This is a genomic window from Polaromonas sp. P1_E12 (assembly GCF_056405975.1).
On sequence record NZ_JBFUBB010000004.1, the window covers coordinates 145,903 to 158,836 of the forward strand.

At 64.6% G+C, this 12,934-nt stretch carries 13 protein-coding genes; 11 read left to right on the plus strand and 2 right to left on the minus strand.

Annotation, left to right across the window (positions count from 1 at the left end):
- Positions 1-74: 74 nt before the first annotated feature.
- Positions 75-1,427, plus strand: coding sequence for a D-amino acid dehydrogenase (locus AC1D13_RS13170; RefSeq protein WP_457281784.1), 1,353 nt, complete (start codon positions 75-77; stop codon positions 1,425-1,427).
- Positions 1,428-1,442: 15 nt separating this feature from the next.
- On the opposite strand, the gene AC1D13_RS13175 is transcribed toward AC1D13_RS13170, so the two are convergent.
- Complete coding sequence (locus AC1D13_RS13175) at positions 1,443-2,393, minus strand: helix-turn-helix transcriptional regulator (RefSeq protein WP_457281785.1); 951 nt, start codon at positions 2,391-2,393, stop codon at positions 1,443-1,445.
- Between the two features lie 98 nt (positions 2,394-2,491).
- Here AC1D13_RS13175 and AC1D13_RS13180 point away from each other — a divergent pair, with 98 nt between their 5' ends.
- Together AC1D13_RS13180 and AC1D13_RS13185 are read left to right on the plus strand one after the other, a co-directional pair.
- Positions 2,492-3,013, plus strand: a complete 522-nt coding sequence (locus AC1D13_RS13180) for a hypothetical protein (RefSeq protein ID WP_457281786.1) — start codon at positions 2,492-2,494, stop codon at positions 3,011-3,013.
- 18 nt (positions 3,014-3,031) lie between these two features.
- Complete coding sequence (locus AC1D13_RS13185) at positions 3,032-3,667, plus strand: LysE family translocator (protein ID WP_457281787.1); 636 nt, start codon at positions 3,032-3,034, stop codon at positions 3,665-3,667.
- Here the strand turns inward: AC1D13_RS13185 and AC1D13_RS13190 are convergent.
- Positions 3,636-4,085, minus strand: a complete 450-nt coding sequence (locus AC1D13_RS13190; protein WP_457281788.1) for a VOC family protein — start codon at positions 4,083-4,085, stop codon at positions 3,636-3,638. The two genes, AC1D13_RS13185 and AC1D13_RS13190, sit on opposite strands and share 32 nt — an antisense overlap.
- A gap of 96 nt (positions 4,086-4,181) precedes the next feature.
- Here AC1D13_RS13190 and AC1D13_RS13195 point away from each other — a divergent pair, with 96 nt between their 5' ends.
- From AC1D13_RS13195 to gsiD, 8 genes are all read left to right on the plus strand, one after another.
- Positions 4,182-4,748: a flavodoxin family protein gene (locus AC1D13_RS13195; protein ID WP_457281789.1), complete on the plus strand. Its 567-nt coding sequence runs from the start codon at positions 4,182-4,184 to the stop codon at positions 4,746-4,748.
- Positions 4,749-4,846: 98 nt separating this feature from the next.
- Positions 4,847-5,149, plus strand: coding sequence for a hypothetical protein (locus AC1D13_RS13200; protein WP_457281790.1), 303 nt, complete (start codon positions 4,847-4,849; stop codon positions 5,147-5,149).
- 325 nt (positions 5,150-5,474) lie between these two features.
- On the plus strand, positions 5,475-6,434 hold the full coding sequence (locus tag AC1D13_RS13205) for a MurR/RpiR family transcriptional regulator (protein ID WP_457281791.1): 960 nt from the start codon (positions 5,475-5,477) through the stop codon (positions 6,432-6,434).
- Entirely contained in the window at positions 6,431-7,441 is a 1,011-nt protein-coding gene (locus AC1D13_RS13210) for an isoaspartyl peptidase/L-asparaginase family protein (RefSeq protein WP_457281792.1), read from the plus strand. The genes AC1D13_RS13205 and AC1D13_RS13210 overlap by 4 nt, the downstream gene beginning before the upstream one ends.
- A gap of 26 nt (positions 7,442-7,467) precedes the next feature.
- Positions 7,468-9,369: a dipeptide ABC transporter ATP-binding protein gene (locus tag AC1D13_RS13215; protein ID WP_457282081.1), complete on the plus strand. Its 1,902-nt coding sequence runs from the start codon at positions 7,468-7,470 to the stop codon at positions 9,367-9,369.
- Between the two features lie 82 nt (positions 9,370-9,451).
- Positions 9,452-11,002: a glutathione ABC transporter substrate-binding protein GsiB gene (gene gsiB / locus AC1D13_RS13220; protein WP_457281793.1), complete on the plus strand. Its 1,551-nt coding sequence runs from the start codon at positions 9,452-9,454 to the stop codon at positions 11,000-11,002.
- Positions 11,003-11,044: 42 nt separating this feature from the next.
- Positions 11,045-11,965 carry a glutathione ABC transporter permease GsiC gene (gene gsiC / locus AC1D13_RS13225; RefSeq protein ID WP_457281794.1) on the plus strand — a complete coding sequence of 307 codons (921 nt, stop codon included), beginning with the start codon at positions 11,045-11,047 and terminating at the stop codon, positions 11,963-11,965.
- A gap of 68 nt (positions 11,966-12,033) precedes the next feature.
- Positions 12,034-12,930: a glutathione ABC transporter permease GsiD gene (gene gsiD, locus AC1D13_RS13230; protein ID WP_457282082.1), complete on the plus strand. Its 897-nt coding sequence runs from the start codon at positions 12,034-12,036 to the stop codon at positions 12,928-12,930.
- The last annotated feature ends 4 nt before the right edge of the window (positions 12,931-12,934 follow it).

Below are 12,934 nucleotides of genomic sequence, written 5' to 3' on the forward strand. Positions count from 1 at the left end.
TTTCACTGATAGTTTAATTTTTCTATTAATTGAAAGCAACATCCTTCACACTTGAAAGCTGTAAAGGGGCTTGTATGAAAGTAGTGGTTTTGGGAGCGGGAATCATCGGCGTCAGCACTGCCTGGCACCTGCTGGAGCGCGGCCATGAGGTAACTGTGGTGGACCGGCAGCCCGGAGCCGCCCTGGAAACCAGTTTTGGCAATGCCGCACAGATTTCGGTCAGCTATTGCGAACCCTGGGCCAACAAGGACGCCCCCCTGAAGGCCCTGAAATGGATGTTTCGCAACGATGCGCCCCTGCTGTTCCGGCCGCAATTGCCCTTCGGCGATGGCTGGCAGCAATGGCGCTGGGGCCTGCAGTTTCTGTCGCAATGCAACGACGCCGCGTTTGAGCGCAACGTGCAGCAGCTGGTGGCCCTCGGCGCTTACAGCCATATCGCGCTCAAGGAGGTGGTCAGGGCCACCGGCATTGAATACAACCGGCTGGAGCGCGGCATCGCGCACTACTACACCGACCAGAAGTCGTTCGATACCGCCGGTGAAGCGGCGGCGCTGATGCAGAAGTACGGCGTGGCGCGCCGCGTGGTGAGCACGGCCGAGTTGCTGGGCATAGAGCCGGCCTTCAAGGCATTTGCGCACCGCATCGTGGGAGGCACTTATACCGCCAGCGACGAAAGCGGCGACGCGCGCGTCTTCACCCAGGCGCTGGCACAGCGCTGCGCCGACAAGGGCGTACGCTTTCTCTACGAACACAACATCGAAGGACTGGAAAAGTCCGGTGGAGCGGTCCAGTCGGTCGCCGTCCGGGCACGCACCGTGCCGGGCAGCAGTGAGAGTCCCGTCATGAAACTCAAGGCCGACGAGATCGTGGTGGCTTGCGGTTCGTACACGGCGCCGCTGTTGCGCTCGGTGGGCGTTGACCTGCCGATCTATCCGGGCAAAGGCTACAGCGCCACCTTCAAGCTGCTCAAGCCGGAACTTGCGCCCTTCGTCAGCACCATTGACGACGAGGTCAAATGCGCCATGAGCCGCCTCGGCGATCACTTGCGCGTGGCCGGCACCATCGAAGTCGGCGGCTACGACCTTTCGCTGGACACACCGCTGGCCAGGGCGCGCTGCAAAATGCTGGCCGACCGCATCGAAGAAGTGCTGCCGGGCGTGTGCGACACCCGCCTTGAAGAACAGGGCGGTACGCCGAATTTCTGGACCGGCCTGCGTCCCGCCACGCCCACCAACATTCCCTACATCGGCAAGACCAAAGTCGGCCGCCTGTGGGTGAATGCCGGACATGGCACACTGGGCTGGACGCACGGCGCCGGGTCGGGCAAGGCCATGGCCGAGCTGATCTGCGGGGAGGTTCCGGCCATGGATTTCGGTTTTTATGGGCTGGCCCGAGCGCGCGGCAGCCTGGAACCTGAAACCGCCTGATCCGCACCTGCCTGTTCAGGCCGCATGCTGGTCCAGCGTGCGTTGTGCGTGGTCGCGCAGCGCGGTGCGCAGCGCAGGTGGCTCCTGGATTTCGAAAGCAAATGGCAACCGCGAAAGCTGTCTGGCGAACCACGGGATGTGGTCGGTCTGGCTGTGCAGCAGCACGCCTTCGTCACTGGGCTGGAACACGCCAATGCTGTCGGGGAGTTCCATTTGCGCCGTCTGCAAATCGGTGTGCAGCAACAGGCGCACGGTGTTTGTGCGCGGCATGGTGGCCAGCCCCAGGACGAGATGCTGCGCGGCATTGAAATCTGCCGGCGGCGTAAACACCACATTGAGCGGCCGGACTTCCTGCACACGGTCCAGGCGGAATGAGCGCAGCGCCCCGCGCAGATGGCACCAGCCCACCACGTACCAGCGGCCGCGGCGAAATGCCAGGCCGTAGGCGTCAAAGTCTCGCTCGGTGACATCGTCGTCGGCTGAACGGTACGCCATGTGCACACGCTGCCAGCCATGCGCTGCGGTGCTCAAGGCCAGCAACGCCGTGTTGTCGCCGGGGGCCACCGCATGGCGCATGTCCAGCGTCACGGTTTCACCAAGCGCACGGACGCGGTTTTTCAGCTGGTACGGCATCACGCGTTCCAGCTTGGCCTGCGCGCTTTCCGCGGCAGGCGCTGCCTCAGCCAGCCCCAGGCCGCGCGCGGCGAGCAGGCCCAGCGACAGGGCCAGCGCTTCGTCGTCGGTGAACATCATCGGCGGCAGCTTGAAGCCGGCGATCAGGCCGTAGCACCCGTAGCGGCCACGCTCAGCCACCACCGGGATGCCCAGGTCTTCCAGCTTGGCGATGTAGCGGCGCAGGGTACGGCCATCCACCTGCAGCCGCCGCGCCAGCTCGGCACCGCTCAGCCGGCCGTGGGACTGCAGCAGTTCCAGGACGGTGAGCACGCGCGTGGTGGGGGAATACATGGTGAAAAGTCTACCGCTTAATTAGGGCCGAAACAGCCCTATTACCTTTTTAGACTGGTTTTCACATATCCACTGCGGTGCCACAAGCACTTCAAGCCATGACCACCACCCTGACTCATACACCGGACCTTGCCGAGCTCGCCGACGGGCGCCACGATTTCAATTTCATCACCGGGCGCTGGCTGGTCAGCAACAAGCGTCTGCGCCGGCGACTGGAGGGCTGTACCGACTGGGAAAGTTTCGAAGCCGTGCAGGACGGCGCGCTGCTGCTGGGCGGGCTCGGCAACATGAACGACCTTGTCACCGAAAACAAGGAAACCATCGGCATGGCCTTGCGGTTTTTCAATCCGCAAACGCGGTTGTGGAGCATTTACTGGGTCAGCCACAACAACGGCCTGCTGCAGCCGCCGGTGACCGGTTCGTTTGCCGACGGCGTAGGCCGGTTTGAGGGAAACGACAGCCATGAAGGCCGGCCCGTGCGGGTTCGCTTCACCTGGTCCGGCATCACACCTACCCACGCCCGCTGGGAACAGGCCTTTTCGGAAGACGGCGGCCGCCACTGGGAAACCAATTGGGTGATGAGCCTGTCACGCCCCGCTTACCACGCGGTACACCGCTAGAAACAAACAGGCTCATTGATGGACCACTTCGCACACCTCTGGCTGTTTTTCCTCATGGTGCTGGGCATCATCATCCTGCCCGGCATGGACATGGCGTTCGTCATGGCCAGCTCATTGACCGGCGGGCGCAGGGCCGGCCTCTTCGCCGTCGCGGGCATTGTGGCGGGCGGTATTTGCCACGTCGTGGCAGGCGCGCTGGGGCTGGGCATTCTGCTGCAACTGGTTCCGGGCATGGTCAATGTCATGCTGGTGGCGGGCAGCCTGTATATCGCCTGGATCGGGTGGTCACTGATGCGCAGCACGTCTGTTTTCGGCGCTTTGCCCGACATCGAGCCGCCGTCCCCGTGGCGCACCTTCCGGCAAGCCGCACTCACCTGCCTGCTCAACCCGAAAGCCTACCTTTTCATGCTGGCCATCTTTCCGCAGTTTTTGCGGCTGGAATACGGCTCGCTCTGGGTTCAGGCTGTGGCGCTTGGATTGATCATCGCCATTACCCAAAGCGGCGTATACGGTTCGCTGGCGCTGGCTGCCGCGGGTACCCGGCGATGGCTGGCGCAGCGGCCGGGCGCCAGTGTTGCCATGGCGCGCGCCGTGGGTGCCGTGCTGATCGCCGGCGCATGCTTCACGGCGTGGCAGGGCTGGCGGCAGTTTTAGGGTTGGCGCCCTCGGGCCATGCCGGCCCCTTGAGTTCCACAGTGTTGCCTTCGGGGTCGTTGAGATAAATCGAAGGCCCTTCGCCCTCGGCGCCATAGCGCGACTCCACCTTGCCTGCCTCAACGCCGTGGGCCGCCAGGTGGCGGCGAATGGCCTCCGCGTCGAAGGGCTCGACACGAAAGCACACATGGTCGACGTTGCGGCCCTCCTTGCCTGGAGCCGCGCCGCCGGCCCGGCCCAGCGTGCCATCCACCGGCACCAGATCCACCAGCGAACGCCCGGCACGCAGTTGCACCAGGCCGATTTCGTCCTGCCGGCGTTCCAGGCTGCAGCCCAGCACCTGCTGGTAAAAGCGCAGCATGCCCTGCAGATCTGTGACCCGAAGGACGATGTGGTCGATGTCGCGAATATGGATCATGGCGAGGAAGGCTCCAGTGAGGCTGCGTTTTATCGCTTTATTCTGGCACGCGGTACCCAGACCCTGTACAAGCAAAGGCCTGCATCAGCCAGTACCATGGCCGCCATGAATCCGAACCCCCGATTTCTTTTTCTTGCCACCTCCACACGCGAGCCCGGTGCGTTGGGCAACACCGAGTGGCTGGCGCAGCAAGCCGCCGCCGCACTGCCGGCCGGCACGCCCCAGGCCTGGCATCACCTGTCCCGCATGCGGATGCCGCTGTTTGTCGATCAGCGCCACACCACGGGTCAGTACGCCATGCCGGAAGGCGACATGAAGATGCTGCTGGACGCCACGATGGACGCCACCGACATTGTGTTTGTGGCCCCGGTGTACTGGTACAGCATTCCGGCGCCGCTGAAGATTTACCTCGACCACTGGAGCGCCTGGATGCGCGTGCCCGGCCTGCCCTTCAAGGACGAGATGGCGAAAAAAACCTTGTGGCTGATTACCACCAGCGGCGACCGCGCCAAAGCGCAGCCCATGGTGGACTCAATCAGGCTCTGCGCGCAGTTCATGGCCATGAACTACGGCGGCGAACTGTGGGGCAAAGGCGGGCCACCCGACGCCGTCAAAGCCGATGCCGCCGCCACGGCACAAGCCGCGACGTTCCTGGCCGCTTGAGCCGCGCGGGCTTCGCGCAGGCAAGGTGGCCGTTTCCTACAAACGCTGCCTTTTCGGGCTGACAGCCCTGCCGGGGGGCGGGGCCGACAGTAGGTGCCATGACATCTTCCAAATCCGCTGCCGCACGGCAAAACACCCTGGAGCAACCCGTCTCGGGCAAGGGCATGCCGGCGAAAACTCCGCGCGTCCAGAGCTCACGTCCTGAGCAGGCGGGTTCGCCCAAAGACACCTCCGTCGAGGCCAGCCTGGGACTGCCTCACGAGCGCGACCAGTCCGTTGACATGACGGGCGGGCAATCCAGTGCCGAAGTCGAACAAGCAGGGCGCGATCTGCGGCGGGGGTTGAAAGACACCAGCAAGGGCCCTGAAATGGGCCGCGCCTACAAGAAGCTCAAGTCCTAGCGCAAGCCCAGATGGCCCTCCCGGTGGCGGCCCTCACCCGGGCGCATCGCTGCTTCCCAACTCACAGTCACCCTTTAGTGCTATTGTTTTAATAGCTGCTTGCGCATGACCCATGGGCGCCGCAAGCCCTATTGACTTAAACAATGACGTACTGAACCGCATCAGCCTTCCGGCGCCGAAGCCTGAAACCCCGCGCCACGACACGGCCCTCATCGCCCCCCTACAACGCATCACAGTGCCTGAATTTGATTTGAAATGATCAAAAATTTCGTTATCATGAATTGTTTTGTAAATTTATATACATCCAGTTTTACTTCCAATCCTGATGGCGACATTCCCTGGCAACCCTTCAATGGCACAGCGTATTGGGCGTTTGTTGCCAACGCTGACCCGCTCGCACCGGCAAATGGCCGACTATGTGCTGGCCCACCCTTTGCAAGCGGCCACCATGCCCATCGACGAGCTGGCCGCCACGCTGGGGGTTTCGGTGGCCACCGCCAACCGGTTCGCCCGGGCGCTGGAATTTGACGGCTATCCGCAGTTCCGCGCCGCGCTGGTGCTGGGCTTCGAAGCCACGCTGGCCCCGGTGGAGAAGCTGCGCAACAAGCTGGAGCATTCCGCCACGGTGGCCGACGTGTTTTCATCCGCCCTGGCGCAAAGCCTGCACAACATCGACCTGACACGGCAGTCGCTGGATGCCCAGAGCTGCGAGCAGGCGGTGGCGGCGATCCTGAAGGCACGGCGCATTTACATTGCCGGCTTTGGCAGCAGCAGCTGGCTGGGCGGGCTGCTGCAGCGCTCGCTGGACCCTTACTGCGACAACGTCCAGCTCCTGGCCAGCATCGAGAGCTCGTCCTACGGCGCGCGCGTGCTGGCGCGCCTCAAGCCCGAGGACCTGCTGATCGCCATTGCCTACCCGCGCTATTTCGGCGACACCATCTTGCTGGCGCGCCGCGCACGCGATGCCGGTGTGCCGGTGCTGGCGCTGACGGACCGCGTAACGTCGCCGCTGGCGCCGCTGGCCACCGTCGCGCTGTACGCCCATACCGAGAGCCAGTATTTTGCGAACTCCGAAGCCACCGTCCTGGCCTTGATCGAAGCTTTGTGCAGCGCGGTCGCCCACAGCGCCAAAGGCTCGCTCAAGGCGGCAACGCAACTGGCCGAGTCGGTGCTGCCCTGGCTGCACGGCAACCATGCCGAACGGCTGCGCCCTGATGCCGATGCTGCAGCGCCCGCCCTCCGCAAGGCCCGCACCCCACCGAAATTGCCAAAGGCTTCCAAGTGACACTGTCCAGGCCTCTTCCCCTTATTGCCATCCACGGCGGCGCCGGCACGATGAGCCGCAGCCACATCAGTGCAGAGCAAAACGCGGCTTATCACGCCGCCCTGCAGGGCATCCTGCGGCCCGCGCAGCAATTGCTGGCCGGCGGCGGCGGCGCACTGGATGCGGTCAGCCTCGCGGTGGAGCTCCTCGAAGACTGCCCGCTCTTCAATGCCGGGCATGGCGCTGTCTTCACCCACGACGAGACCCATGAACTGGACGCTGCGGTGATGGACGGCGCTACCTTGCGCGCCGGTGCGGTGGCCTGCGTTGGCCGTGTACGCCGACCGGTGCGCGCAGCGCGTGCCGTGATGGAGTGCAGCGAGCATGTGCTGCTGGTTGCGGCCGGCGCCGAAGCCTTTGCCGAAGAGCAGGGGCTGGAGATGGTTTCACCCGATTATTTTTCTACCGATGCACGCCGCGAGCAGCTGCGGCGCGCGCTCGCCACCGATAAAGCGGTGCTGGATCACGACGGTGCGGCGCTGGTGTTCCGCTCGCCCGCAGCCGGCGCTGCGCCCCTGGACGAAGGCCGCAAATTCGGCACTGTGGGCGCCGTGGCCCTGGATGCGCTTGGCAACCTGGCCGCCGCCACCTCCACCGGCGGCATGACCAACAAACGCGCCGGCCGGGTGGGCGACACGCCCCTGATAGGTGCCGGCACCTATGCCGACAACCGCACGGCCGCCATTTCCTGCACCGGCTCGGGCGAAATGTTCATACGCGCCGCAGCGGCCTATGACATCTGCGCGCGCATGGCTTATGCCGGCATGCCGCTGGATGCGGCAGCCCGGGAGGTGGTCATGAACGTGCTGCCGGCCCTAGGCGGGCGGGGTGGCCTGATTGCCGTCGATGCACAGGGCAACCTGAGCCTTCCCTTCAACACCGAAGGCATGTACCGCGGCTGGGCCCGCGTGGGCGAAGCGCCGGTGAGCGCCATTTACGCAGGCGAAGCCGACGAAAGCGCCGCATGACTGCTTTGCCCGGACTCCTGGATGACATGACGCGCGCCGGTACGGTGCCCTGCGCACAGGGCACGCCCACTGCCGGCCGCCAGCGCGTGATCGAGGTCAATGACCTCAGCGTGAGCTTTGCCAGCGAACAGCGCACCGTGCATGCGGTGCGGCGCCTCAGCTTTCACGTCGACGCCGGGGAAACGCTCGCCATCGTGGGTGAATCAGGCTCCGGCAAATCGGTGTCATCGCTAGCCCTCATGCGCCTGGTGGAGCAAGGCGGTGGCCGCCTGGGCAACGGCAGCATGTGGCTGACGCGCCGCAACGGCGAGCGCCTTGACCTGGCGCAGGCCTCGCAATCGCAGATGCGCAGCCTGCGCGGCGCCGACCTCGCCATGGTGTTCCAGGAGCCCATGACCTCGCTCAACCCGGTGTTCACGGTGGGCGAGCAGATCGCCGAATCGATACGCCTGCACCAGGGGCTTTCACGCAAGGCAGCGCTGGCCGAAGCGCTGCGCATGCTTGACCTGGTTCGCATTCCGGAAGCCAAAAACGTGCTGGGACGCCATCCGCACCAGCTGTCGGGCGGCATGCGCCAGCGCGTGGTGATTGCGATGGCGCTGGCCTGCAAGCCCACGCTGCTGATCGCCGACGAACCCACCACGGCGCTGGACGTGACCATCCAGGCGCAGATCCTCGCGCTGATCCAGCAGCTGCAGCGTGAGCTGGCGATGGCGGTGATCTTCATCACCCACGACATGGGCGTGGTGGCCGAAATTGCCGACCGCCTGCTCGTGATGTACCGCGGCGACAAGGTCGAAGAAGGCGACTGCGCCGGCCTCTTTGCCAGGCCGCAACAACCCTACACCCAGGCCCTGCTGGCAGCGGTGCCCCGGCTGGGCGCTATGCACGGGCAGGACCTGCCGGCGCGCTTTGCGGTGCCGGGTGCGCCGCAGCGCAAAGATGACGAAGGCGGCCAACCCTTCAGCGCCGCAAGCACCGTGCGCCATGACTTGCCGCCTGTCCTCAAGGTGCAGGACCTGGTCACGCGTTTTCCGCTGGCGGGCGGCCTGCTCGGGCGCGTGCGCCGGCAGGTATATGCAGTGGAGCAGCTCAGCTTCGAACTCAAGGCCGGTGAAACGCTGTCGCTGGTGGGCGAATCAGGTTGCGGAAAGTCCACCACGGGCCGCTCGCTGGCGCGGTTGCTGGAATTCAACAGCGGGCAGGTTGAGGTCGCGGGGCGCGACATCTCGGCGCTCAAGGGCCGGGCCCTGCAGGCGCTGCGCCGTGATATCCAGTTCGTGTTCCAGGACCCCTTTGCATCGCTTGACCCCCGGCTGACGGTCGGCTATTCGGTCATGGAACCCATGCTGATACACAAGCTCGCATCACCCCAGGAGGCGCAGGAACGCGTGCGCTGGCTGCTGGGCAAGGTGGGCTTGCCGGCCGAAGCGGCCCATCGCTATCCGCACGAATTCTCCGGCGGGCAACGCCAGCGCGTGGCGATTGCGCGGGCACTGGCGCTCAACCCCAAGGTGGTGATCGCCGACGAAGCGGTGTCGGCGCTGGACGTGTCGATCCGCGCGCAGATCATCAACCTGATGCTGGACCTGCAGCAGGAATTCGGCGTCGCCTTCCTGTTCATCTCGCACGACATGGCGGTGGTCGAGCGTATCAGCCACCGCGTGGCCGTGATGTACCTGGGCCAGATCGTGGAAATCGGCCCGCGCCGCGCCGTTTTCGAGAACCCGCAACACGCCTACACCCGGCGCCTGCTGGCCGCCGTGCCGGTTGCCGACCCGGCCCGCCGCAGCGCCGTGCGCGAACTCATGGCCGACGAGATTCCCAGCCCCATACGCGCCGTGGGCGACGCGCCGCAAGTGGCGCCGCTGCACCAGGTGGCGCCGGGGCATTTCGTGGCTCGGCATTCGGTGGGAGGCCCCTATTGACCCCACCCGTTGCACCGCCGCCTCTCCGTTTTGTCTTCTCGTCCCTCTTGCTTACCCCTCGTTTCCTTTCAAGGAGTTTTTCATGAACAAGCGTCTTTCCACCCTCACTGCCGCGCTGGCCGGTCTGATCGGCCTGGCAGGTCTTGCCGCCGCGCCGGCCCATGCCGCCAAAGACGTGGTCGTGGCCGTCCAGTCCAATTTCACGAGCACCGATCCGTATGACTCCAACGACACGCTGTCGCAGGCCGTGGCCAAATCTTTCTATCAGGGCCTCTACGGCTTCGACAAGGACATGAAGATGGTGCCGGTGCTGGCCGACAGCCACACGGTGAGCAAGGACGGGCTGGTCTACACCTTCAAGCTCAAGTCCGGCATCAAGTTTCATGACGGCACGCCTTTCAATGCAGAGGCCGTGAAAGTCACTTTCGAACGCGTGACCAATCCCGACAACAAGCTCAAACGCTACAACCTCTACAAGAACATTGCCAAGGTCGAGGCCGTGGACTCCACCACCGCGCGCTTTACCCTCAGGGAGCCGTTCTCGCCCTTCATCAATACGCTGGCCCACCCCTCAGGCGTGATCATTTCGCCCGCGGCATTGGCCAAGTACGGCAGCAAGGGCATTGCGCAGAACCCCGTGGGCACAGGCCCCTTCAAGTTCGTCGAATGGAAGGCCACCGACTACCTGAAAGTTGCCAAGTGGGAAGGCTACTGGAAAAAGGGCTACCCCAAGGTGGACAGCATCACCTGGCGCCCTGTGGTCGACAACAACACGCGTGCGGCCATGATGCAGACCAACGAAGCGCACTTCGCCTTCCCGATGCCGCCCGAAACGGTGGAAAGCCTGTCGAAGAAGCCGAGCCTGGAGGTGACGAGCGCGCCGTCCATCATCCATCGCTACCTCTCGATGAACACGCAGCAAAAGCCTTTCGACAACCCGAAGGTGCGTGAAGCCATCAACTACGCCATCAACAAGGAGGCGCTGGTCAAGGTGGTGTTCTCGGGCTATGCGATTCCCGCCGAAGGCGTGGTACCCCACGGTGTGGAATACGCCGCCAAGCTGGGCCCCTGGCCTTACAACCCGGCCAAGGCGCGCGAGCTGCTGAAGGAAGCCGGCTACCCCAACGGTTTCGAAAGCACCCTGTGGTCAGCCTACAACTACACCACCGCGCAGAAGGTGATCCAGTTCGTGCAGCAGCAGCTGGCCCAGGTCGGCGTCAAGGTACAGGTGCAGGCGCTGGAAGCCGGTCAGCGCGTGGAGCGCGTGGAGAGCGCGCAGGACCCCGCAACGGCTCCGGTGCGCATGTACTACGTGGGCTGGTCGTCATCCACCGGCGAAGCCGATTGGGCACTGCGCCCACTGCTGGCCTCCGAGTCCCTGCCGCCCAAGATGTTCAACACCGCCTACTACAAGAACCCTGAAGTAGACGCCGACATCGCCAGGGCGCTGGTCACCACCAGCGGCGCTGAAAAGGCGAAGCTGTACACCGACGCCCAGCAGCGCATCTGGAAAGACGCACCCTGGGCCTTCCTGGTGACGGAGAAACTGCTGTCAGTGCGTGCGCGCAACCTGGCCGGCTTTTATGTGATTCCGGACGGCAGCTTCAACTTCGACGACGTGGAACTGAAGTAACCCCGGCCGCAGCAACAGCAATCTGAAGAAACCCGCTCCTGCATGACCCTCTATCTCCTCAAGCGCCTGCTGGGCCTGCTGCCGACGCTGCTGATCGTGGCCGTGCTGGTGTTCCTGTTCGTGCACCTGCTGCCCGGCGACCCGGCACGCCTGGCCGCCGGACCCGATGCCGGCCCCGAAACCGTGGAGCTGGTAAGGCGCGACCTGGGGCTGGACCTGCCGATGCCGCAGCAGTTTGTGCGCTTTTTCAGCCACGCGCTGCAGGGTGACTTCGGTCTGTCCATCCGCACCAAGCGGCCCGTGGCCACCGAGATCTCCGAGCGTTTCGCACCCACCTTCTGGCTCACCATTGCGGCCATGAGCTGGTCGGTGCTGCTGGGGTTGGTGCTGGGCATGGTATCGGCCGTGTGGCGCAACCGCTGGCCCGACCGGCTGGGCATGTCGCTGGCGGTCTCGGGCATCTCGTTTCCGTCGTTCGCGCTGGGCATGTTGCTCATGCAACTCTTTTCGGTGCAGCTGGGCTGGCTGCCCACCGTCGGGGCCGACTCGTGGCGGCACTACATCCTGCCGTCCCTCACGCTGGGCGCGGGTGTGGCGGCCGTGATGGCGCGCTTCACGCGCAGTTCCTTCATCGACATCCTCAAGGAAGACTATGTGCGCACGGCACGCGCCAAGGGCCTGTCCGAAACCGTGGTGGTGGTCAAGCACGCGCTGCGCAATGCGCTGATCCCGGTGGTCACCATGATGGGCCTGCAGTTCGGTTTCCTGCTGGGCGGTTCCATCGTCGTCGAGGTCGTGTTCAACTGGCCCGGCATGGGCCGGCTGTTGGTGGACGCGGTAGAGATGCGGGACTACCCCGTGATCCAGGCGCTGGTGCTGTTGTTCTCGCTCGAATTCATCCTGATCAACCTGGTGGTGGACCTGCTCTACGCCATCATCAACCCGACCATCCGCTTCAAGTGACTACCACCGAACACCCACACGCTGCCATCGCAAGTGAACCTCTGCCTCCGGAAAGCGCACCTCTCGCCATGGAGCAACCCGGCGCAGAAACCGGCGTACCCATGGCCGCCCTTGCCGTGCGCACGCCTGCCTCCGAGTTCTGGCGGAAATTCAAGAACCAGCGCGTTGCCCTGGTGGCCGGCGGTTTCGTGCTGCTGCTGGTGCTGGTAGCCGTGTTCGCACCCTGGCTGACGCCTTTTGATGCGGAGAACTTCTTCGACTACGACGCGCTGAACACGCCGCCATCAGCCAAGCACTGGTTCGGCGTGGATGCGCTGGGGCGCGACATCTTCAGCCGCATCCTGATGGGCGCGCGCATCTCCCTGGCCGCGGGCCTGGTCTCGGTGGCCGTAGGCGCCGTGATCGGCACGCTGCTGGGCTTGCTGGCCGGTTACTACGAAGGCTGGTGGGACCGCATCGTCATGCGCATGTCCGACGTGCTGTTTGCCTTTCCCGGCATCTTGCTGGCCATCGGGATCGTCGCGATCCTGGGCAACGGCATGATCAACGTGATCATGGCTGTGGCTGTGTTCAGCGTGCCGGCGTTTGCGCGCCTGGTGCGCGGCAATGTGCTCTCGCTCAAGCACCAGACCTACATCGAGGCGGTGCGCTCCATAGGCGCGCCCGACTCGGTCATCATGCTGCGCCATCTGCTGCCGGGCACGGTGTCTTCGGTAGTGGTGTACCTCACCATGCGCATCGGCACCTCCATCATCACGGCGGCCAGCCTGTCTTTCCTGGGCCTGGGCGCGCAGCCGCCCACGCCGGAATGGGGCGCCATGCTCAATGAGGCGCGCGCCGACATGCTCAATGCGCCGCATATCGCGCTGTTTCCCAGCCTGGCCATTTTCCTGACCGTGCTGGCCTTCAACCTGCTGGGCGACGGCCTGCGCGATGCGCTGGACCCCAAACTTGACCGCCAGTAACCGG

Bases quoted from the DNA above. Each gene is read 5' to 3' on its own strand.
- AC1D13_RS13175 (WP_457281785.1), bottom strand. From the start codon at position 2,393: ATGTATTCCCCCACCACGCGCGTGCTCACCGTCCTGGAACTGCTGCAG.
- gsiD (WP_457282082.1), top strand. From the start codon at position 12,034: ATGGAGCAACCCGGCGCAGAAACCGGCGTACCCATGGCCGCCCTTGCC.
- AC1D13_RS13190 (WP_457281788.1), bottom strand. From the start codon at position 4,085: ATGATCCATATTCGCGACATCGACCACATCGTCCTTCGGGTCACAGAT.
- AC1D13_RS13180 (WP_457281786.1), top strand. From the start codon at position 2,492: ATGACCACCACCCTGACTCATACACCGGACCTTGCCGAGCTCGCCGAC.
- gsiB (WP_457281793.1), top strand. From the start codon at position 9,452: ATGAACAAGCGTCTTTCCACCCTCACTGCCGCGCTGGCCGGTCTGATC.
- AC1D13_RS13205 (WP_457281791.1), top strand. From the start codon at position 5,475: ATGGCGACATTCCCTGGCAACCCTTCAATGGCACAGCGTATTGGGCGT.
- AC1D13_RS13195 (WP_457281789.1), top strand. From the start codon at position 4,182: ATGGCCGCCATGAATCCGAACCCCCGATTTCTTTTTCTTGCCACCTCC.
- AC1D13_RS13215 (WP_457282081.1), top strand. From the start codon at position 7,468: ATGACGCGCGCCGGTACGGTGCCCTGCGCACAGGGCACGCCCACTGCC.
- gsiC (WP_457281794.1), top strand. From the start codon at position 11,045: ATGACCCTCTATCTCCTCAAGCGCCTGCTGGGCCTGCTGCCGACGCTG.
- AC1D13_RS13185 (WP_457281787.1), top strand. From the start codon at position 3,032: ATGGACCACTTCGCACACCTCTGGCTGTTTTTCCTCATGGTGCTGGGC.
- AC1D13_RS13170 (WP_457281784.1), top strand. From the start codon at position 75: ATGAAAGTAGTGGTTTTGGGAGCGGGAATCATCGGCGTCAGCACTGCC.
- AC1D13_RS13200 (WP_457281790.1), top strand. From the start codon at position 4,847: ATGACATCTTCCAAATCCGCTGCCGCACGGCAAAACACCCTGGAGCAA.